Annotated in this window: 21 protein-coding genes and 1 tRNA gene; 10 read left to right on the forward strand and 12 right to left on the reverse strand. The window is 53.9% G+C overall.

Features of this window, described 5'->3' with window-relative positions:
• Positions 1-182: 182 nt before the first annotated feature.
• Positions 183-410, reverse strand: a complete 228-nt coding sequence (locus H6F67_RS26085; RefSeq protein ID WP_190769582.1) for a hypothetical protein — start codon at positions 408-410, stop codon at positions 183-185.
• 121 nt (positions 411-531) lie between these two features.
• On the opposite strand from H6F67_RS26085, the gene H6F67_RS26090 reads away from it, so the two are divergent.
• The gene (locus H6F67_RS26090) at positions 532-795 is read left to right on the forward strand and encodes a hypothetical protein (RefSeq protein WP_190769583.1); all 264 of its coding nucleotides are present in this window, start codon (positions 532-534) and stop codon (positions 793-795) included.
• Between the two features lie 27 nt (positions 796-822).
• Here the strand turns inward: H6F67_RS26090 and H6F67_RS26095 are convergent, their stop codons facing one another.
• Entirely contained in the window at positions 823-1,290 is a 468-nt protein-coding gene (locus tag H6F67_RS26095; RefSeq protein ID WP_190769584.1) for a hypothetical protein, read from the reverse strand.
• A gap of 217 nt (positions 1,291-1,507) precedes the next feature.
• Between H6F67_RS26095 and H6F67_RS26100 the strand changes: the two genes are divergently transcribed.
• From H6F67_RS26100 to H6F67_RS26110, 3 genes are all read left to right on the forward strand, one after another.
• Positions 1,508-2,923, forward strand: coding sequence for a hypothetical protein (locus H6F67_RS26100; RefSeq protein ID WP_190769585.1), 1,416 nt, complete (start codon positions 1,508-1,510; stop codon positions 2,921-2,923).
• 5 nt (positions 2,924-2,928) lie between these two features.
• Positions 2,929-2,994, forward strand: a tRNA-Thr gene (locus H6F67_RS26105).
• A gap of 79 nt (positions 2,995-3,073) precedes the next feature.
• Complete coding sequence (locus H6F67_RS26110) at positions 3,074-3,463, forward strand: hypothetical protein (RefSeq protein WP_190769586.1); 390 nt, start codon at positions 3,074-3,076, stop codon at positions 3,461-3,463.
• Positions 3,464-3,485: 22 nt separating this feature from the next.
• On the opposite strand, the gene H6F67_RS26115 is transcribed toward H6F67_RS26110, so the two are convergent.
• Both H6F67_RS26115 and H6F67_RS26120 read right to left on the reverse strand, forming a co-directional pair.
• Positions 3,486-4,058, reverse strand: a complete 573-nt coding sequence (locus H6F67_RS26115) for a Uma2 family endonuclease (protein ID WP_190769587.1) — start codon at positions 4,056-4,058, stop codon at positions 3,486-3,488.
• A 204-nt stretch (positions 4,059-4,262) separates the two neighbouring features.
• Positions 4,263-6,170 (reverse strand): type IV secretory system conjugative DNA transfer family protein, encoded by a 1,908-nt coding sequence (locus H6F67_RS26120; RefSeq protein ID WP_190769588.1) that lies wholly within the window; start codon positions 6,168-6,170, stop codon positions 4,263-4,265.
• Between the two features lie 58 nt (positions 6,171-6,228).
• Here H6F67_RS26120 and H6F67_RS26125 point away from each other — a divergent pair, with 58 nt between their 5' ends.
• Positions 6,229-7,389 carry a DUF5895 domain-containing protein gene (locus tag H6F67_RS26125; RefSeq protein ID WP_190769589.1) on the forward strand — a complete coding sequence of 387 codons (1,161 nt, stop codon included), beginning with the start codon at positions 6,229-6,231 and terminating at the stop codon, positions 7,387-7,389.
• Here the strand turns inward: H6F67_RS26125 and H6F67_RS26130 are convergent.
• Genes H6F67_RS26130 through H6F67_RS26145 form a run of 4 tightly spaced genes read right to left on the reverse strand, consistent with a single transcriptional unit; the run spans position 7,386 to position 11,353 of the window.
• Positions 7,386-8,051 (reverse strand): hypothetical protein, encoded by a 666-nt coding sequence (locus H6F67_RS26130; RefSeq protein WP_190769590.1) that lies wholly within the window; start codon positions 8,049-8,051, stop codon positions 7,386-7,388. The genes H6F67_RS26125 and H6F67_RS26130 overlap by 4 nt on opposite strands.
• Complete coding sequence (locus H6F67_RS26135) at positions 8,048-8,599, reverse strand: hypothetical protein (RefSeq protein WP_190769591.1); 552 nt, start codon at positions 8,597-8,599, stop codon at positions 8,048-8,050. The genes H6F67_RS26130 and H6F67_RS26135 overlap by 4 nt, the downstream gene beginning before the upstream one ends.
• Positions 8,600-8,609: 10 nt before the next feature.
• Positions 8,610-11,081 (reverse strand): M23 family metallopeptidase, encoded by a 2,472-nt coding sequence (locus H6F67_RS27950; protein ID WP_242020807.1) that lies wholly within the window; start codon positions 11,079-11,081, stop codon positions 8,610-8,612.
• Positions 11,045-11,353, reverse strand: coding sequence for a hypothetical protein (locus tag H6F67_RS26145; protein ID WP_190769592.1), 309 nt, complete (start codon positions 11,351-11,353; stop codon positions 11,045-11,047). Before H6F67_RS26145 ends, H6F67_RS27950 begins: the two co-directional genes overlap by 37 nt.
• 333 nt (positions 11,354-11,686) lie before the next feature.
• Between H6F67_RS26145 and H6F67_RS26155 the strand changes: the two genes are divergently transcribed.
• On the forward strand, positions 11,687-12,682 hold the full coding sequence (locus H6F67_RS26155) for a hypothetical protein (RefSeq protein ID WP_190769594.1): 996 nt from the start codon (positions 11,687-11,689) through the stop codon (positions 12,680-12,682).
• A 200-nt stretch (positions 12,683-12,882) separates the two neighbouring features.
• Here the strand turns inward: H6F67_RS26155 and H6F67_RS26160 are convergent, their stop codons facing one another.
• Genes H6F67_RS26160 through H6F67_RS26170 form a run of 3 tightly spaced genes read right to left on the reverse strand, consistent with a single transcriptional unit; the run spans position 12,883 to position 14,434 of the window.
• Entirely contained in the window at positions 12,883-13,401 is a 519-nt protein-coding gene (locus H6F67_RS26160) for a hypothetical protein (protein ID WP_190769595.1), read from the reverse strand.
• A complete protein-coding gene (locus H6F67_RS26165) occupies positions 13,401-13,826 on the reverse strand; it encodes a hypothetical protein (RefSeq protein ID WP_190769596.1) in 426 nt (141 codons plus the stop codon). The genes H6F67_RS26160 and H6F67_RS26165 overlap by 1 nt, the downstream gene beginning before the upstream one ends.
• The gene (locus tag H6F67_RS26170; RefSeq protein WP_190769597.1) at positions 13,826-14,434 is read right to left on the reverse strand and encodes a hypothetical protein; all 609 of its coding nucleotides are present in this window, start codon (positions 14,432-14,434) and stop codon (positions 13,826-13,828) included. Before H6F67_RS26170 ends, H6F67_RS26165 begins: the two co-directional genes overlap by 1 nt.
• 204 nt (positions 14,435-14,638) lie before the next feature.
• On the opposite strand from H6F67_RS26170, the gene H6F67_RS26175 reads away from it, so the two are divergent.
• The 4 genes from H6F67_RS26175 to H6F67_RS26190 all read left to right on the forward strand — a co-directional run bounded on the left by H6F67_RS26175 (position 14,639) and on the right by H6F67_RS26190 (position 17,974).
• Positions 14,639-14,836: a hypothetical protein gene (locus tag H6F67_RS26175; RefSeq protein WP_190769617.1), complete on the forward strand. Its 198-nt coding sequence runs from the start codon at positions 14,639-14,641 to the stop codon at positions 14,834-14,836.
• 162 nt (positions 14,837-14,998) lie between these two features.
• A complete protein-coding gene (locus tag H6F67_RS26180) occupies positions 14,999-15,223 on the forward strand; it encodes a hypothetical protein (protein WP_190769598.1) in 225 nt (74 codons plus the stop codon).
• A 230-nt stretch (positions 15,224-15,453) separates the two neighbouring features.
• Entirely contained in the window at positions 15,454-16,083 is a 630-nt protein-coding gene (locus H6F67_RS26185; RefSeq protein WP_190769599.1) for a methyltransferase, read from the forward strand.
• 82 nt (positions 16,084-16,165) lie between these two features.
• Positions 16,166-17,974 (forward strand): DNA polymerase, encoded by a 1,809-nt coding sequence (locus H6F67_RS26190; RefSeq protein ID WP_190769600.1) that lies wholly within the window; start codon positions 16,166-16,168, stop codon positions 17,972-17,974.
• A gap of 16 nt (positions 17,975-17,990) precedes the next feature.
• On the opposite strand, the gene H6F67_RS26195 is transcribed toward H6F67_RS26190, so the two are convergent.
• Positions 17,991-19,568: an ATP-binding protein gene (locus tag H6F67_RS26195; RefSeq protein ID WP_190769601.1), complete on the reverse strand. Its 1,578-nt coding sequence runs from the start codon at positions 19,566-19,568 to the stop codon at positions 17,991-17,993.
• Between the last annotated feature and the right edge of the window lie 12 nt (positions 19,569-19,580).

Consider the following 19,580-nt stretch of genomic DNA (forward strand, 5'->3'; position numbering starts at 1 on the left):
AATTCATCCAATCTCTAGCACTGTGGGAGCGATCGCCCTTCAGCAAGCTGCTTCCACTTTCTTAGGGTGCAATTTGATTGCCAATTCTGGAAATAATCTTGCACCCTAACCATAATCGCTCGAACGACGGGCGAAGTAAGAGCCAAGCTGCCTGACTTCGACAGTGTCAGGATCGCGCATCTTCAGCGTTCTTCGTAGATAATTCTTCGCTTCCCAGGCTTCTGGGACTGAACCGATCGCTCCGGTAACGGTGGTGCAGGCTGCTTTGGCTCAGCACTGGCAACGGGTAATGAGCTTTGGGGTGGCAGAGTGGCCTTTTGCGATCGCAGTTCTTGCCTCAACTGCTCAAGCAAACGGCGATGCCGGAATTGCTCTTGCGCTTCCCAGTCTGCTGAAAAATCTGAACTCACGCTCTACGCCACCCACTTTTGCTTCTGCATCATAGCGCGGCGAGATTCACCCCGAATCTTCACGGTTTGGGGCGGTTGTGCCTTCGTCGCCTCAAGCTTTGCAACGAAAAGGAATTCACCCATGACTTTGACCCCTGAGCAACTGGCAGAGTGCGAAAACCTGTGGAACCAGGCGATCGCCGCTGCCCAATCACAAGACCCGCCTCAACTAGATATACTGCTCAATCGGCTCACTCAGTCTCAAGCCAACTACTTTGCCGATCGCCTCGATGATTGGCTCTCAACTGAGCAAGTTAAGCAGCTCACGCCCGAAGCACTCACAACACTGCAACAAATCGATCGCCGTTTGGACAATCTGGAAATTTTGCTGAAGTGGGAATGGTAGCAATCACTTCCAGCGGTTGCCTGGATGTCACCGCAGTGCAACTTGCTCAAAGAGATGGGCTTGAATAATTTCCGTTGCGGTCTGAGCGATTTGCTGCCAGTCAGCTTGGTCGAGCAATGAACAAAGCTCCTGTCGCAGCGATCGCGCCTCAGTTGAGCTTGAATCCTCTGCAATTAGCGCTTTGAAATACTGATGTTGCTCTGGCGTCAACTGCTGAAGTCTTGCTCGAATCCGTCGTCGTCCCTCGGTAAACGCAGCTTCCATGCCAGCTCCCAAATCTGCTTCGACTAGCAGCGCACGCAGTTCCCCAAATACCAAAGACTGAAGGTTTACTTGGATGAGCTGGGTCTGAAGATGGCTAGGCTCGATCGCCCGAATCGAGGCATTTGCTGCCTTGCTGCCGATTTGGATATCACAACTCGCCTCCGCTTCAAGCTGCACCGCCTCTCGTAACCAGAGTGCATCGTAGGTGAAGTTTTCCCAGTCAAATGACATCCTCATCCTCCTCACGTCTTGGCGGATTCAACGGTTCATATCCAAAATAGACTGTCTCTCGATCGGGATTGTAATCAAAATTGAGCAGATTGCGAGCTTCATATCGCTTTTGTCTGTGGAAATAAGAGATGATTCGTGAAGTTGGAGCAGAAATTGTTTTGGAGTAGAACAGAAATAGATTGCGTCTTGCTTGTTTGACTGGTTGACGAGGTGAAGAATGACAAATTTTGAGCGAATGCAGTGGCTTTATCGTTCGCTAAACCAGCGCAGACGACCGGAAGATGTGGCAGATCATATTCTTGAGCTATCGAAAGATCAGCTCGATCGAGCAGAACGCGATCGGTTGCAAAAAGTAGCAAAAGGCTCGTTGCGGCAAAGCTTCTTCGGCTACACCTCAATGCTCGAAGAATTTGCTCAGCCTGTGGACTTGCAGCGTCAGGTTGCCAAAGCGATCGAGCTATTCACCACCGCTCATCCGCTCGAGGCGCAATTGTGCGATCAGCCAGATGCCGTCGAGCAATTCATTCGGCATATCAGCCAGGAGATTCATAAGTCGTTTGGCCGCAACGACTTCAAAGCCGATCGCCTCAATCGGCAGATGCGCCATGAGCGCGGCATGGATATTTCTAAGCGGCGCTACAACAAGCTGTTTCGCCATCTCACGCGCATGGAAGCCAAGCTCACTAAGCTCATTGGTGAGTTGAAAAAGCTGATGTTTACCAAAGTGGGTAAGTCGGGGTTAGCGCACAGACTGTCGTGGGAAGACTTCTCTGCGGATCAAAATAGCGCCTGTTTCATTGCTTACTACACGGCGCAATCGAACTTGAGAAGCGAATTCACCATTTACGGCCAGCAGCGTCCCTATGATGAAATTGCTGACTTGCTGTTTCGTCGTTGCCGCAATCGAGCAACGACGAACTGGTGGGCGATCGCACAGGTTTATCCCACTCAGGAAGTTTTGGCGCACTTGAGCGACAGCCAGAAGGGAGAACTGCTGGGGCAGTGGTACGGCATTCTTCAAGAAATTGCTCAACTGCTCCAGCAGGTGTGGGAGCGATCGAACATCAACCGAGCCACGATGGTTGTGCGGCGGGGCAACGACTCTAGCACCTGGAACAATACAGCGAGTGCCTGGAATACCGCGAGAAATCACTGGATTTCCCTGCTGTATGCGATGGGAGCCGAAGGCATTCTTGAGACGATTTGCTTTGGCAAAGTGCTGCGGCTGATGGCAGCGGATGTCGTGGCATGGCACTACCGCGCGGGCGGACAGCTCGACCCCGACACCGCGATTTGGAATGAGCTGCCGCTGCCCTGGGAAGTTTTATCCGGCCAACATTCCTGCAACCTCGCGCTGGTTGAATCAGTTTGTCGCAAACATAACGTCGATCCGGTGCAGAAGGGCTGGACGGTTCCGCGCCCGACAGGTCAGCCTGTGCCGTTCACGCCAACGCCCGAATTGGTGCATGGCGTTTCCGTTACCAATCCGATGCTTGCTGAGGCGTTGCGACAGGCAGGATTCTTCTCTGGCAAAGCAACGAAGCGATCGATTCCCCTGGCCGCTGAGATTCATCACAGTACGTTGCAGGAACATCATGAACGCTTGCTCGACCAAAACGATCGAGTAGAATAGGACACAGGGTAGCTCAGCGGTAGAGCAGTCGGCTCGTTTCCGACCGGACGCAGGTTCGAGCCCTGCCCCTACAATCTTCCAAACCATCACGAACGGCAATTGACACAATAGCTTCTATACTAGGGTGCTACTGTTTCGTGCTTGCCTGTTATGAGAGCCACACTTCCCTCAATTATTCCTACTACGCGCACGGGTCGGCCTTTGGCAAAATGGCTTGATCCGGGCAAAATCCTGATGGTGCGCGATCGCACGATCAACCTGCAAGAGTGCCAAGTTGTGCTGCATCCCACGCGCTTAAGCATCATTCCCGATGATGACGCGATCGTCTCCACCCAATTTTGGTTTCGTCATCCGGTCGTCGATGGCATCCTCTACCGCTTCGACCTCGCAACACAGATGCTCCAGCCAGTTCAGCCTGATGAGGATCTTCGTGCGATCGCCCCGCAGCATTTGCTGTGGCTGATTCAGTTTACTGGCAAGCCTGCGTTGGCTGTACGTCGTCTACTGAGTCAGTTCCAGGTTGAGGAGTCCATCTTTTGAATTTGAGTAGGTAAAACGACAATCACCAGAACGTATTGAGGCGAAGAATAAATCCAGGCAACAGGTTTTCACCAGACAAAGTAGCCGGAGATTCTAATATTTCTTTTGCTTGATTCGATCGATAGATTTCAACTTGTCGATCTTGGTGATTGAGCAGCCAGCCGAGCCGTGCGCCGTTATCAAGGTATTCTTGCATCTTCTCTTGCAGCGGCTTAAGTGAGTCACTAGGAGAACGAAGCTCAAGGACAAAATCAGGACAAATTGGCGGAAACTTTTCTTGCTGTTCTGATGTTAGTTGATTCCATCTTTCTGATATGACCCAAGCCGCATCGGGCGATCGATCTGCTCCGTTGGGCAATCGAAAACCGCCAGATGAATCAAACACTTCTCCTAGTTTTGCTTGTTCGTTCCACAACCAAAGCTGCGCGTTGAGGTTGGAGTTGCGCTTGCTTGTGTTTCCTCCAGTCGGCGGCATGATCAGCAGTTCTCCAGTTGCAGTGCGCTCAATTCTCAAGTCTCGATTGGCCTGACAAATTTCGTAGAACTGCTGGTCGGTCAGTTTAGCAGAGACAGGAACATTCAAAGTCAGAGTCATAGAAATGCTAGGTATTACGTTATCGGCATTACAAAGTTACTCTACCTGCTAGATATCCTATCTCAAGCTTCGATCGGAATCTTTCAACTGAACTGTAGGCTTACTTGATTCGATTACAAGACAAGCAACCAACTGATTAGAGCATTTTTGTTTCTGTTCCTGACTGCTAATGCCGATTGGTATTTCTATTTCGCGTATTATTTCTTAGTTTGGGGGTGTGGTCTTCGAGAAACCGGGGAACTGATATTTGTATTTGTCTCGCATTGAGTCCAGCACATCGATCGAACCTGTCTGTCCGCTTCCCCCAGTTGCCTGCTGCATCGTCGTTTCATTTGGTAGCGGCAGCAGTTGCTCAGCGAGTTCCATGCGATCATAAAGCGCCTGCGTTAAAGCTTGGTTGTGCGGATCGTCCACGCTGCGATAGCGTGAATCGACGCGCAATTCGAGGCTGGGCATTACGTGCGATTCCCAAAGCTGCTCAGAGTCTTTGCGGCGCTGTTTGTCCGACTTGGAAACTGGAATTCGTACCGGAAAGGGAATTGACCCTTCACCGCCTGAGCTGTAGCCGGGATTGGTGATCACACACTTGCCAGCCGGAAAGCGCAAAATTTGGTCTACGGTAAACAGCGGCAGACGCTGAAGCGATTCGTTGAAGCTGGTCGAAACACTCGACTGCGCCCCACTCGATCGACTAGTGGACTTGCTTTTGATTAGCACTTCTTTTTCCCCGTAGCGCTTCGAGTATTCTTCTGCTGTTTTCGGTTCGCCTGGATTGAACAAGATATGTGTGCTGCACGCGCTGGCGATCGCTGCCCCCATCTTCTCGCCATACGTTTCGTAAAGCTGGTTGAGCGATTGCGCCCCCAGAATGAAGCAGCCGCCGTTCGATCGATACTCGTTGATTTTCTTCTCGAACCCGTCGAACTTGAGCGAGGGAAATTCATCGAGAAACACAGCTAGCGGGTCAGGCCGGGGCGTACTCAAATTTGACACGATGCACAGGTGAATAGCTGCTGCGAGCAGTGGACCAACAACCGTGCGCCGCGCATCATCGAGCTTGAAGAAGATTACCTGCTTGCCCGTGATCCGGCGAGGAATGTTCGATGGTCCCAAAAACGCCCGCAGCAAATCGGCCTGGATGAATGACGAGAACGTTCCGGCGGCGGTGGTTAAAATTCCCGACACCGTTTTTTCGGCTTCTTTGGAAGCGAGAAACTGGTTGAAGCTGGCGGCCACCCAAGGCTCGATCGATCGACTTTGCACCGCATGGTCGATGCGCTTGACGAGCTGCGGAAGCTGCATGACGGCGTACAGCATTGCCATGTCGCAATACTCCGCTGAGGGCATTCCTTTGACAAGCTGCAACAGGGCTTTTGCCAGCATATCTCCAGCTTTTGAGAAGAATTCATCAGTCTTGCCGCCGCTCGAAGCGTTGCGGTTAATCACCTGTCCAATTTCTCCAGCCATGACCGAATCTTGCTCATCTTTGAGATAGTCGAGCGGATTGATCACGCCGCTGAACGATTCTCCTGGCGCAAACACAAATACCTCATAGCCGTAGCGCGAGGCGAGCGGCGCGTGCAGGCGCATCTGGTCGCCCTTCTTGTCATAGATTAAGCAGGGCACACCTTGCTGAAAGGCACTTTCGATCGCCGGGTCAATCACGCTAAACGTCTTTCCTGATCCGGGCGCACCCAGCACAAGGGCACTGCGCTGAGCATCCGGCAGCCACACGGTCGGCATTGCGCCCAAGAGCGTTTGGGCGATCGCGATCGCCTCATGTCCCCAGCCCTGCCGCCAGTATTGCGGCGTTCCACACCACAGCGTTAGCTCGTTGTGCTTGGGGCGGGGGCGCTGGGCGAACTGTTCGGGATGCCGCTGGAACTGCCGCAGTGTGCGAATGTTTTGCACCTGCCGCAGTGCCTGCCGAGTTGCAGCTACCTTCTCGATCGAGCCGCAAAGCTTGCCCGTCGAAATCTTGCCGCCGCCTGTTCCTGCTCCTTGCGACAGCACCACCATCAGCACCAGTCCGCCAATCAGCAAGTAGCCTTGGAGATTGTTGAACTGACCTAGCAGGCCACCGATATCGACAGAACCCAAAACCCAACACATTTTCCCTATCGCCCACAATCCGTCACTCGCGATTGTTGGGGAGGTTTGTGGCGTCGTTGTGGCATCCTCATTGCCCTGGGTGACACCTCCAATTCGTGCCTATCGGCACGGCAGCACCGCTGATTTACAAGGACTTTGCCGCATGGCTATCTCCACCCCACCCAACACCCGCACGGCCACTGCTTCGCGCCCTCGCAAGCCGGAGCGATCGCCCGTTGCGCCAACCGAAGAGACAGAAGACCTCAGCCCCGATGAGGTTGAGCGGCTGCGTACCTGGGTCGATCCCGAAATGCTTGATGCGCGTTATGACCAGATGCGCCGCCGTCCGATTCCCAGCGGCATTGTCGTCAACGATGATCCAGCAGGCATCTTGATTCCAGTTGACCAGCTTAAAGCCTGTGGCTGGCAGCCCAAAGTGACCAAGAAGCAGTTGCACACCTATCGTCCTAAGAAAGAGCCGATCACCGGATTGTTGCTGATGCAGGTGCGGATGCTGATCTTGGGACACACCGAGCTATTTGTTGAGCGCAAGCGCCGCGCTGAAGGCAAACGCACGATTCTTGGCTGGGCTAGCGAGATTGGCGATCGCTTCAACAAGCGCACCATGAGCTTGTGCCGCTCCTACTTGATGGTGTTTCTCGATGAAAACAACCAGCCGCTGCACACCACACCTCTAAAGGTGACGTTTAAGAACGTTGCTCGCGTCAACCTGGAAATTGCCCTGGAGAAATACTACGGAGCCGCCGAAGCGATCACCGCCAAGCTTTACCCCAATGCCGCCGAATCGCGTACACAGGGAAAAAGCGACACTTGGCGATCGCATGTCGTAATTGAACTTGAATTCAAGCCGGAGTACGAAGGCAAACAAGACCAAAGCTTGTGCTGCAAAGTCGGGCAGATGACGCGCATCACTGGACGCAACTATGACCAGTACCTGCTGGGTGACAGCATAGGGATGGCGCAGGTCAAAGTGATTCGAGGCACGATCGCCGATATCTTGGGCAACCTCGATGCGCTGCCTGCGATCGCCGAGGCGCAATCAGCCAAGGCGCTGCCGACTGCTGCCGCTAATGCTGCTGATGAAGCTGGGGATGCGATCGACGTGGAAGCGGTGGATGTAGAGGTTGAGGACGACGTAGACGACTTCACGGCTGATGATGAGCGTGAAGACGAGGACGACTTCGATCTCGAAGACGAAGACGAGGACGACCTCGACTAATCATCCGGCGGCAGTTCGTATAGACGACTTTCGACGATCTCGTAGTGGCTGCCGTCAAACGCCCAGTCGATCGATCGCAGTCGATCGCCCTCGCTCTGCCAAACGCGCAGACAGGGGCGATCCGAATCGCACTGGCGCTCCTCAAACAGCGGTTTATCGGGTGGCAGGGCAGGATCAAAATATTGGTTCAGCACTGCCTGCATCTGATCGCCCTGCTGCCAATATCCCAAGTAGAGACAGCCTGCCGCACCACACAAGCCCGCGTCATTAAAATCGAAGATGAGCAGCCTGCCGCCACGAGCGGGAACGCGCCATACCCGCAGGTGCTTGAGTTCCGCTGTCGTCTCTTGTTGAGTGAATGAGCTATTTTCGGTCACGATCGTTGTGAGAAATTCGTGCTTCAGTCCAATCGCCGTTGCCGATTGCCAAGGCACAGTTGACGCATTCGATCGACTACAGCCCATCGACCCTAACAGCAGTGAAACGAAGAGAAATAGGCCAAAGCCGACTCGAAACCATTTTGCGGCTCGCTTTAACCACAGCGGCGGTGGCGGCAAATCTGCGTCGAGTCGGGGTTTCGCAGGTGGAGAGGCAGACACGGCGATCGCGCCCGTCTCAGCCTCTTCAACTGCTGGAGGAGCGCTCGATTCTATTCGGTTCATCGCTGCACACCTCCCGACTGGGGAGCAACCCGCACATTTGCAGGCAGTCTCAAGCCGAGCTGCCGAATTGCCCAGACTTCTTCATCCGGCCAAGTCACCACGCCTTGAGCATCGGCGGCGAGATCATCAATGGTTTGCTGGACGTGCGATCGTCCCACCTGAGCAATTTCACGCTGATACGCTTGCAGCGTGAGTTGACGCGCCGCCGCTTGCGGAATCGCGCTCGACAGTGACCCACCTTCACCGCTGGGATCGAAGTAGCGCTCTCGACAGCGTTGATTTGCAACTGAGATGACCAGGGTGTCGGCAAATTCCGGTGCGGTTTCACCTTGCTCAAAGGTTTCTAGCAGGTAGAACGTTTCTCCTGCTACCTGCGTTGTGCCGATCAAGCTGTATCGAGCCACAAAGGTTGAGTTGATGCACGATCGCGCTACAGCCGGAAGCGGTGTCTGCGCTGATTGCGATCGGGCAAGCTGCGGCGTCATTAGCACGATCGCGCAGGTGGCGATCGCGCTGGCAATTCTCAAACTCCACTTGAACTTCATCATCAATTTCTCCTTAAGGACGAATGTAGGGCATGGGGTTGACGGGGGTTCCAGACACGACTCCCGCTTGAGCGTTACGGCGCACCTCGAAGTGCAGGTGTGGTCCGGTTGAACCGCCTGTGCTGCCGACTTGGGCGATCGTCTGTCCCTGGCTCACCGTTTGACCGACTCGTACCTGGATGCCGCCGTCGCGGATGTGGGCATAGCGCGTTTGAAGGCCGTTGCCGTGATCGAGGATGACAATGTTGCCATAGCCGCGCATTCGACCTGCATAGATCACGCGCCCGCCGTCTGCGGCTCGAATGGGTGTGCCTTGAGGAGCGGGAAAGTCTTGTCCGGCGTGCATCCGGCGATCGCCGTAAATCGGGTGGACGCGCCAGCCGAACGGACTGCCCGTGCGTGTGCCCGGAAGCGGATGAATCATGCGGCCATGTGCAACGCCATCGCCGTTTGTCGTGGCAGAGTTTGTGCCGCCCGGTGCTGTGCAAGCGCTGCCCGGAGCGCCAAGGCTACCGCTGGCACTGCTGGAAACTGCCCCGCCGCCTGATTCATAGTTTTGTCGGGCGCGAACTCCGTATTGGTACGTGGTGATGTTGCCATCTGAAGCGCGACTGTCGATGCGTGAATACGCGCCGCCATGATGCATCTGAGCAATCCGCTCGACCAAGCGCCCGCTCGTAAACGGTCTACCCGTTGTTGGATCGATTTGACGGCTTGCTCGTTGCGCCAAAGCGCTCAGCGAATTGCGAAAGGCTTGCTCCTGGTCAGCGGGCGGAAAGAACTGCATCATCTCAGCTTGCGTCGGACGCTGACCCGATCGCACCCGATCGAGAAACGCTTGCCCGCCAGATTTCCGGGCGATCGTCTGGGCAGCAAACTCGTTGTAGTTCATAAACTGGTAGCGCCCTAGCCCGCGCCCGCAGTTGCGCCCACCATCCGCACAGCCGTAAGGACCAACGGCGTTGTAGTTGCCGCCGCTCTCGATCGCTTGAATTGCCCGCGCCATGCGATCGATGTCCACCCCCTGCACGGTTCCACCCGCTACGGGAGCGGACTGCGTCGGCTGTCCGTTCGCATCGTAGCAATCGATCGCACTGGGATCGTAGCTGCCGTAGCGACCCGGATCGCCGTTGCGTTGCGCTCCCGTTGGCGTAGAGGTGTCGATTTCTGAATTAAGCTGTGTGAGCAATCCGACAAACATCTTGGCGTTGACTCGGTAGGTGAAGAATGGAATTGGGCCGATGATGTAGGGCGTACATCCAGACGAACCCCCACAGGCGCGAAAGAACAGCGCGGTATCGACGCTATCTTGCGTTTCATCTGGCTCCATCACCACAACTTTGAACAGCGATCCAAACGGTAAGCGCCCCGTCGGTTCTTTGCCGCCACCCACTGCTGTGAGCAGACCATGCCCACCGTTGACTTCTTGATATTTACCGGACACCCACTGTTTGCCTTCGATCGCGCCGCGAACGCTGCGCCCCTCGTTTTCGAGATCATCGAGTTCAATATAGGCACAGTCTCGAACCTGACAGGGAACGGCAAAGCCATCCACGTCCGACCCGGAAATTGTGGTTTGACGATGGTTCTCGGCCACGTTGTAAATCATGTCAATCCGCATCACGATTCCGGCGACATCCACGCCCATCGGTCGGGGAAATTGTCCAAGCGGCACGGCAGCAAGGCCAGGAACTTCTTGAACAAAGCTGGACTGCCACTGATCGAACTGCTGAAGTTGCACACCCGAAAGGTTCGGCAGGTCGGCCACTTGAAATCCAAATAGTTCAGTGTCGCCTAGAAAGCGCTGCCCCAATTCCGGGTAGCGATCGATCGCCTCTGCAATCGTCAAACTGCCAAAATCAGAAATCTTCTCACTTAACGCTTCCGCTACACCATCGACGAGGTTCTGACCTGTAAACAGTGCCAGGATTGGCTTGACCGTTGTGACCAAGCGGTTGCCCAAATCCGGCACAATCTCAACTAGGTGCGCGATCGTTTGGTTAGCCGCGAGGTGAAAGTCTGCGAGCGAAGCCTGCTCTAAAGTTTTACCCAGAACTGAACCAATTGATTCAAGCGAAAACAGTTCTGGGCGCAGCGCAGCGGCAATGTCACCCAGCTTGAGAAATTCGTCAGGCGTTTGTCCAGCTCGCCAAACCCGGCTGATGTCATAGCCGATCTGCTCGCTCCACGCTTTCCCATCGATCGCTCCGTCAGTTGCGATTGCGGGAAGCTGGTTGAACGCAATTTGGTTCCAATCGGGGAGCAACACCTCCGCTTGATCATTGCCCGCCTGCATTTGCTCCAGGCGCGTGGGCAATCGCACCTCATCCGCCCATGCGCTGGTTGGCATCATGAGCCAGCAGCTTAGCAGCCATAGCAGCAGCACAACCAGGCGCAGTCCGCGCTGCTGCCAGCTTCGACTCGATCGCATCTTCATGGCTGGCTTGGCTAACGTTCCCAATCCGACGCGGTGCGATCGCCCCAAGCCTCGCCGCCCGTGTCGAAGCTGTACCCCAACCCCTCACTCGTTGGGCTGTGTGGATTTGGATTGCTGGGCGTCTCGTTAAAAGGCGTATCAAAGATCGAGTCAGCGGCGTAGAGATTTTCCTGGAGCGGATTGCTGATGTGGTCTACTTGCCAGGGGTTATCTCCCGCGCCGAGGGACACATTCGCCTCGCTGCCCCAACCACTCGCTTCTGAGCCACACACGCCCTGTGCATAGCCGTCAGTGCCGTAACCGTTTTCTTCAGGTTCCATTGTTCAATGCCAATGCCAATGTTGCTGTACGGCCTCGATCCTGTCGATGCGCCGTGTCAGCTCGATGACGTGCGAGTGGCATCTTCAGCCACAGGCTCAGGTAGATCAAAACGGGCAAAACCTAAAGTGAACGCCGATGGAATTCAGGTGCAGCTTTCAACTCTAGATCAGCAAAGCTGGCTGTGAAGCTTGCAAAACGGTTTTATGTCAGTCTGGAGGACGATCGGCTGTCCTAGCAGTCGTGAGAGAGCAGAAATAGTGGATGAAGCATTGACCATAAGTGACTTCATGCAATAGAACTGATGCATGTAAATATCGCCGCTATAGCTAAAAATGCAAGACCTTATCTATTACCCTGGTTTTGAGATTCAGAATCCAGATTGGCTGAAGTTTGCCTTGTTGTATCTAGATAAGTTGAATCCAATTATTCCTAAAACTGGCGATCAATATTTGAGTTCACTATTCCAAAGGTTGAAAGACGAAACTGATTTAATTGAAATGCATAGACCAAGAGATGACGAAGGATTTCGAGCAACACTTGATGCCATTGAAGAAATTGAGAAGGTTCTCAGCAACCCCTATCGCTATGCGGAAGTATTTCATAGAGAAGACGTTGATCAGATCTGGAAAGATTCAACGAGTTGGCGAGCTACTCTATTTAGAGACAAATACACTGGTGTTTTTGAAAAGTTTTGTATTCAGAACAAGTTAGGAAAACCTTGCCAAAATGGGCTTCAATTGCATCGCGACGTATTATGGATTTACATGACCATTCTTTCACAAGTAATTGCTGACGCAAGAGGGATCTCTGCTATCACAGATAATCCGTTTCTTGATAAATTCTCTATTTTTGCGCGAAAGGCCAATGTTACGGACGAACATGTTGTTGAAGCGGCTCAATGCGTTCTAAATTTGAAGCTTCCAGCAAACCTGAGTAGTTTAAGTCTAGAAGACATAATTCGCCATCGCAATAGATCAGGATTTAGAGAGAAGCAAAAAGCTTTTCATCTTGAATTAAATAATTTCTTATCTAGCGTTGAAGCTGGTAATCTCGAACGGTTTTCAGAGTCTCCTGATAATATATTGAAAGACTTTGCTGACGATATTCTGCTACTCAGTACTGGTGTTTTATCATTCGGCGCAGGGGTTTGGGTAGCAGTACAATCTCCTCTAACAGTAGGTGTAGGGGTAGCGATGATTGCACAGGGGTTGGATCAGACTGCGAACAGGTATGTATCGATTAAAAGCACTTGGAAAAATACTAAGTCTAAAAGGTTTGCGCGTCGATATTTATCTGACTTATCAACTTTGAAACCCGCTCACTTTTAAGGCAGCAATACAGATGAACTTCTACATACGCCAGCCTGCAAAAGATAATTTGAAGCACAATTCCTATCGAAGCGCGATCAGTTATCTTGTGTGACAAGCGATCGCGCTTGGGAATTCACGATAGATGCCCTAGATGGCAACGGGGTGTTAATTGAGTTCGGCTCTAACCTTTCAAGGCTATCTGCTGCCAAACTTGAAGTTCATGCAGCGACGATTTCTTTCATCGCCACACACCAGCACAGATGAATTGCGGTGTAGGGTGATTCTGATACCGACACATATTTCTCAATTCGATCGACCATCCAAGGCAGCATCACAGAGCGCATCGCAGTCGGGTGAGCGGTTGGCTCTGCCGTAAATAGCTGACCCACCAGCGGTAAGCCTTCGATGCCATAGCTAATTTCAAGGGCAGGCTGACCTTTCGCTGATAGCGCCACTTCCAAGCTTTGCAGCGGGAAAAGCTCTTTCGCCTGCTCGCATGTCCACTGACCTTTAGGGGAAATTCCAATTGGGCTGACGTGCGCCAACAGAACGCTTTCTACCACTTGAAACTCAGCGATCGGCTCGAATTCCATCAGACGCACGATCGTCCAGTGGCGCTCAGTTCCCATCGAAACTATATCCCCAACAAGGGGTGGTTGCTTTGTCCAGCCTTCCCTGACGAGCAGTTCGCCCGCTTGGGCAGCGTCATCTTGGCAAACCTGAAAGATAATCAGCATCACTGGTACTCCTGAGCGTTGTTGTAACGGTCTTCGGCAAAGCGATTGGCGATCGCGTCTGGCCCCTCAAAGATGCACAGATATCGCAGGTTGGGATCGCCTGTGGGCTTGGCGCGAGTCAACCTGAGCCGAATCCCTTGAGCCTTGAAGTTCTGAGACATCTGCTGACACTGCGAAATATCTGAGACAGCATGAACTTCGCGAACTCCGGGAATATTGTAGTCATCGCTGGGCTGATGGGCGTAAAGCGGCTGCGAGGATAAGTCACCTCCGGATCGCACTGCACTCGACCCGGCTGCTGCACCTCCGCCACCAGCGGCAACCGGAACGGGCGATCGCATTCCGCCATCATCGGCAATGCCACAAGCGCTTAAACTCAATCCTACAGCAGCGGCAATCAGACAAAACAAGTGTACTCGCTTCATCAGGGCTGACCTCCCACTGGGCAAGGCGGACAGCCAGCGGATTGCTGCGGCATCGATGGCTCGATCGAAGTGACAGGTAAATCACTCGATCGATCGCGGTTCTGCCATGCTTCTACCGCTCCACTCCAAACTGATCGTGCTGCTTGCTCGATTGGTGGATCGTCCACACGATCGCGCCAGTCAGGAGGTGCAACGCCCCAGCGCTCATCGTCAACCAGGCGATTGTCTTTGCTGTAGACGATTAGGACTTGCGGCGGCGCAGGGATCGCAGTCCAGATTGGCAAAACGAATGCCTCAGACATGACACCGCTCGGTGAAGTCTTCGGATTGAGCCAGCAGTAAGGCTGATCGCCCACCAGTGCCGCGACCGCATCGATCGATGTGCCTGCGGGCATGGCTTCAATTTGGGCAGCGGTTCCCAAGTCGATCGCCACATTGAAACTGATGCCGCCCACGCAATGCTGATTGACGCGGCTATAATCGCTGCTGCTATAAGCTTCGGCATTGTTGCCGGACGTAAAGGCTTGACCTGCAACAAATCCGCTCAATAGCAAACCGCAGGCCATCATCGATCGCCAGACGCGCCGATGGTGAATCTTGAGTTGCATGATGAAGTTAGCTCCTATTGGGAGTTGCCAGCAAAGGACGGCCTGAGAAACTTTCCTTTGCTGGGCAACTGGAGAGATTGGCAGTAGCAGAAATCCTGAAACTTTCAATCTCACCCATACTGTATCAATCTGTTTTTACAAATACAATATGGTTTAGATTGAATTAATCCGTCTTAAGCTGTGGAGAGTGTCTAGGAGTAAGCTATGGATGGTAACTGTGTAAGACGTAGCAGCACTGTGGCAGACCGAATTAACGTTGATATTGAGGGCTTACGCGATCGCATCGATAAAGCTCATGCGAGCAATCCACTTTGGAGCAAGCTATCGATGGCGCAGAAACTAAGGCAACTGGTTGAGGATGCCCTGAGTGCGATCGAGCAGGAAAAAGGTGATAAAGCTTGAAGCGATTAATCCGCTAACCCTCACCGTCGCTACTGCTAAAATCCAAAGCACAACTGCCTAGGTTTTTGCACTCAAACAAAGTATTTGAGCGCTATTGCTTGAAATTCCTTGCAAAAGTTTGTAAGAATCACGCTGAAGCTGCTTGGCAGGTGATTAAGAAAAATGAAACAGCTAAGAGTCATCCTGACGCTCAGTGGTAGCGATCAGACGATGACGGCGATCGTTCCAGTGAGCGATCAAGATTACTTGACCTTGGCGACCGTCGATTCGCGGCTGGCTGATCAAATGGTGGCCTCGATGATCGAGGAATGGCTGGCCGACAATTTGGGCTGGGGCAGTTGCCATCTTGAGGACACTGACATTGCAGAGAACCCCTGTGAAGATTGAAAGCCTTCACGAGCTTTTCTTCTAGGTCTGGTCGAAACAAAAAGGATGCAGTTTTGTAGTGGCGTTTAGCCAGAAACACAATCGCTCCTAAAACTAATTTTTTGCTAGTACAAATCGCTGCATTGCGTAATTTTTTATTGTTCAGCGAGACCGCTGGGCAAGCAGGTTTCAACTGCTTGCTTGTCGATGAGTCTCCCAGATTTGGGACAAAGGAGGTCAGTTATTTGCACATGATTCCTCTTCACATTCAGCCTCAGCCCCATTTACATTCCCTTGCGATCGAAATTCTCAACAATCCTGCATTCGGCTGGTTTCCCAGTTCGTCTGCTCTGATTGCTCCGATGCTTCGTGCTGCTCGCCTTGAGCCAGGAATGACAATTCTAGAACCCTCAGCAGGAATGGGAGATTTGGCAATCGCCCTGCGCCAAGCGGGTGCAACCGTGCAGGTAATCGAGCGTGACCTGCTGCTGCGACAGTTGCTGTTTCAGCTTGGATTTCGCCTGGTTGGGCGAGACTGCCTCCGCACTAGCCCGCCGCACCGCTACGATCGCATCGTCATGAACCCGCCCTTTTCTACTTCCTGGCAGGAACGAGGCGTTGATTTAATTCACATTCAGCACTGCTACGAACACTATCTCGCTCCTGGCGGGCGGCTGGTAAGTGTTGTTAGTCGCTCGATCGAAAATCGCGCTTGTCCTCGCGCCACACGGTTTCGTCGCTTCTTGCGATCGACCGGAGCGAAAGTGAAACCGCTACCGCTCGAAGTTTTCTGGCACACGTCGCGCCCGGTCACGGTTGAAGCTTCGTTGGTGATAGTCAATCGACCCAGGCGCGATCGCGCCAGCGCAATTGATGGTTAGGGTGCAAAGAACTGGCTGATGCTCGTTCTAGATTGCACCCTAACCATGCAGCATTTCGATCGCCTTTGCCCCTTTCACCTTTATGTCTCGCGTTCTTCCGCTTTACCGTCCCTCGGATTTTAGCTACCGCTACATCGATCGAGCGACTGACCTCGAATCGGCACTTGCCCCACTTCATAGCAGCGATCGGCTGGGCATTGATACGGAAACAACCGGGCTTGATCCCCACTGCGATCGCCCCCGCCTGTTGCAGATTGCCGCTCCCGACCAGCCTGTGATTGTGATCGACCTGTTCAAAATTACTGGAGGTCAGTTGCAGCCTGTCCAGCAACTTTTGGGAAATCGCGCCCTCAAGATTGGTCATCTGCTCAAGTTTGAGATTCAAATGCTCCGGCGCATTGGACTGTATTTGCGCGGCCCCTTGTTTGACACGCATCTTGCCTTCAAGGTGTGGAATGCAGGGCTGAAGCGAAAAGCGTCGCTGGCGGCAGTCGTTGCCCGACTGCTCAAGCAGCGGCTTGATAAAAGAATGCAGCGCAGCAACTTTGGCGCGACAAGTTTGAGTCGCACTCAAATTGAGTACGGCGCACTCGATGCTCGTGTCGAACTCGACTTGCAGCCCTGCCTAGAGCAGCGGTTGCGTCAAGCAGGGCTGTGGCAGGTTGCCCGCGACATCGAATTTCCCTGCATCCCGATCGTTGCTCAGATGGAATGGACGGGGATGAAGCTTGACCTGCAATGCTGGGATCGTCTGAATGCCGCGCTTGCCGTGCAGCAAGCCGGAGCGATCGCGGTGATTAACACGTTGCGTCGCGCCGACAAGCTTCAGCTTTCCCTCGTGCCTGAACTCACCGATACTGTCAATCCCAACTCGCCCACCCAACTGCTTGCGGCTCTTCGAGCTGTGGGCCTTCCGGTCACCAGCACCAGCCAAAAAGCACTCGTGCCTCTAGCTGACGACTACCCGATCGTTCGCGCCATCTTGGACTACCGTCGCACTCTGAAAACTGCTGGCATTTTCAACACGACGCTGCAAACGCAGATTCACCCGACAACCGGACGCTTGCATCCCAACTGGTATCAGTACGGCGCTCGATCGGGGCGCATCACCTGCAAGCATCCGCCCTTGCAAACGATTCCTCGTGATCGATCGGCGCGAGCCTGCTTTGTCACTGAACCAGGCTGGTGCATTGTCAAAGGTGACTACAGCCAAATTGAGCTTCGCATTGTCGCCAAGCTCAGCCGCGATCGTCAACTGCGACAAGCCTATGGGCAAGGACAAGACATTCACCTGGTTACGGCAGCTTTGATTACCCAGCAGTCGATCGCTCAACTGCTGACTCACCCGCAGCGCGACCAGCTTCGTCAGCTTGCTAAAGCTCTCAACTTCGGCTTGATCTACGGCATGAGTGCGGCCAAGCTGCAAGCTTACGCTGAAACCAAATATGGCGTCAGCCTGACGATGACTGAGGCGCGATCGTTCATCCGCTCCTTCTTCCAGGCGTACCCCGGTATCCGCCGCTGGCACGAGCAGATTCGCCGTACCGTTTACGCTCGCGGCCTAAAAGAAATTCGCACCCTCACAGGTCGTCGTCGCCGCTGGCGCGATCGCCCCCGCTTAAATGAACTGTTCAATACTCCGGTACAAGGTCTCAACGCTGACATCTTGAAGCTGGCGGCAATTCGGCTGGCAAGCGCGATCGCTCGCCGCCGGATGCAGGCTCGCATCATTTGCCTGGTGCATGACGAAATCGTGGTTGAATGCCCCAAAGCGGAAGCGCAACTTGTCTCCAAGCTGCTGCGCCGCTGCATGATTGCGCCTGCTCGACCGCTGCTGCATCCGGTTCCTGTGCAGGTGGAAGTGAAAATCGGCACAAGCTGGGCGGCCTAGCAGTACAGCACTTTCGTCACTCGCCAAACAGTTCTTGTTCTGGAACGGCAAAGCGCGATCGATCCGCTCCCGCTGCTGGTCTTGCCAGGGCAGCGTTGTTGCGAATCTCAATCATCTGGCCTTCTTCACGCTCCATCGCGGGCGTGAACGATCGCAACTGGGCATGGAGCAGTTGCCAACTGAGGGCGAGTTCTTCCGGCTGCTCTTGGCGCTGGTAGTGCTGGTAGTACACTTCATTTGCGGCACGTTCGATCGCCACTGCGATCTCCGCAGGCGTACACAGGCTGTAGTCGCGCAGCAACACGCGCCACTGCTCATCGCTCCAAGGAGCAGTGTGGGGCGATCGAAAGGCGGGAAAATACTTGGCAAGGTGGAGATTGAAAATCTCGTAGCGTCCGCCTGCGTGGGGCAGGTCGCAGAAAAATACGTCGTCGAAGCGGCGCGTCAGTTCCGGCGGCAGCATTGCCAAGCGGTTGACGGTTGCCACCATAAAAATTGCCGCCTTCTGTTCCTGCATCCAAATCAGCAGCTTTCCCGATAGTCGTCGCGCCACGCCACCATCTTGATTGGAGTCCCAGCCGGAAAAGCCTTTCTCGAAATCATCCCAAAACAGCACGATCGGAGCCATCGCCGCCGCCAGATCGAGCAGTTCGCGCAGCGCCAAGTCTGGCTGTCTAGCTCCTAAAATCGCGCCCCAATCTACTGCTAGCAAGGGAACGCCCAACTTCTTAGCCGCCAGCTTTGCACTCAAAGATTTGCCCGTTCCCGGTGGCCCCCACAAAATCATGCCGCGTGGCACTCGCAGTCCGTAACGGGCGGCGGCAGGATCAAGCAGGGCGGCAACGCGATCGAGATGCGCGTCAAGCTGCTCAAATCCTCCCGCAGCAGGGACATCTGGTTCAGCAAAATACTCGATGCCTCGACCTTGCAGCTTCGAGATCTTGTAGTGCAGCAGGCGATCGCTCAGGTCGAGCAAGTGTTCGGCTGGCGCTGCGAACCGCTCTAGCACTACATCGAGTTCACCCATTGGTAATCCCTGGCAGGCTCGCACTAGCATCGCTTGGGCAGTGGGCACAGCAGCTTCAGGGAGATGACTGTGCTGCTGACAAAAGCGCTGCACTCGTTCTTCCAGCACGGCGGGTTCAGGCAGCGGCACCGTAATGACGGGGACAAACGGCTGCAAGTCGATCGGAAGCTGAATGTAGCGCTCTAGCAATATCCAGTGCTGTTGCACGTTGCTCCAGCGAATTTGGTTGTAGGCATCGAGAATCTGATAGGTCTGCCGCAACGTTAGCTCATTTCCCAAGCTGCCTTCGATCAGAAAAACTCCCGGTTGCGGATCGGCTAACAGTGTGGCGAATACGTCTGAGCCGATCGATCGCGAGGTCGGAAAAAGCCGCATCTGCCCGAACTGCATATTCACTTCATGCAGCCGTTCATCACCCGGATTCCACAGGTACACGGGCAGCGATCGTGGCTGTGCCCAAGCATAAACGGCTGCCCAGACTTCGATGCGATCGCTCCTCGACAGTTCCAGGCCAACGATCGGCGTGTGGGTTTCGACAAGCGATCGCCACTGTGCACTCCAGTTCATGATTCATTGCCA

This window comes from Microcoleus sp. FACHB-1515 (assembly GCF_014696105.1).
Classification (GTDB): Bacteria; Cyanobacteriota; Cyanobacteriia; order Elainellales; family Elainellaceae; genus JAAUTJ01.

Excerpts from the sequence above, each read along its gene's own strand:
- H6F67_RS26090 (WP_190769583.1), top strand. The coding sequence starts at position 532 with ATGACTTTGACCCCTGAGCAACTGGCAGAGTGCGAAAACCTGTGGAAC.
- H6F67_RS26095 (WP_190769584.1), bottom strand. The coding sequence starts at position 1,290 with ATGTCATTTGACTGGGAAAACTTCACCTACGATGCACTCTGGTTACGA.
- H6F67_RS26100 (WP_190769585.1), top strand. The coding sequence starts at position 1,508 with ATGACAAATTTTGAGCGAATGCAGTGGCTTTATCGTTCGCTAAACCAG.
- H6F67_RS26110 (WP_190769586.1), top strand. The coding sequence starts at position 3,074 with ATGAGAGCCACACTTCCCTCAATTATTCCTACTACGCGCACGGGTCGG.
- H6F67_RS26115 (WP_190769587.1), bottom strand. The coding sequence starts at position 4,058 with ATGACTCTGACTTTGAATGTTCCTGTCTCTGCTAAACTGACCGACCAG.
- H6F67_RS26120 (WP_190769588.1), bottom strand. The coding sequence starts at position 6,170 with ATGTGTTGGGTTTTGGGTTCTGTCGATATCGGTGGCCTGCTAGGTCAG.
- H6F67_RS26130 (WP_190769590.1), bottom strand. The coding sequence starts at position 8,051 with ATGAACCGAATAGAATCGAGCGCTCCTCCAGCAGTTGAAGAGGCTGAG.
- H6F67_RS26135 (WP_190769591.1), bottom strand. The coding sequence starts at position 8,599 with ATGATGAAGTTCAAGTGGAGTTTGAGAATTGCCAGCGCGATCGCCACC.
- H6F67_RS26145 (WP_190769592.1), bottom strand. The coding sequence starts at position 11,353 with ATGGAACCTGAAGAAAACGGTTACGGCACTGACGGCTATGCACAGGGC.
- H6F67_RS26155 (WP_190769594.1), top strand. The coding sequence starts at position 11,687 with ATGCAAGACCTTATCTATTACCCTGGTTTTGAGATTCAGAATCCAGAT.
- H6F67_RS26160 (WP_190769595.1), bottom strand. The coding sequence starts at position 13,401 with ATGCTGATTATCTTTCAGGTTTGCCAAGATGACGCTGCCCAAGCGGGC.
- H6F67_RS26165 (WP_190769596.1), bottom strand. The coding sequence starts at position 13,826 with ATGAAGCGAGTACACTTGTTTTGTCTGATTGCCGCTGCTGTAGGATTG.
- H6F67_RS26170 (WP_190769597.1), bottom strand. The coding sequence starts at position 14,434 with ATGCAACTCAAGATTCACCATCGGCGCGTCTGGCGATCGATGATGGCC.
- H6F67_RS26175 (WP_190769617.1), top strand. The coding sequence starts at position 14,639 with ATGGATGGTAACTGTGTAAGACGTAGCAGCACTGTGGCAGACCGAATT.
- H6F67_RS26180 (WP_190769598.1), top strand. The coding sequence starts at position 14,999 with ATGAAACAGCTAAGAGTCATCCTGACGCTCAGTGGTAGCGATCAGACG.
- H6F67_RS26185 (WP_190769599.1), top strand. The coding sequence starts at position 15,454 with ATGATTCCTCTTCACATTCAGCCTCAGCCCCATTTACATTCCCTTGCG.
- H6F67_RS26190 (WP_190769600.1), top strand. The coding sequence starts at position 16,166 with ATGTCTCGCGTTCTTCCGCTTTACCGTCCCTCGGATTTTAGCTACCGC.
- H6F67_RS26195 (WP_190769601.1), bottom strand. The coding sequence starts at position 19,568 with ATGAACTGGAGTGCACAGTGGCGATCGCTTGTCGAAACCCACACGCCG.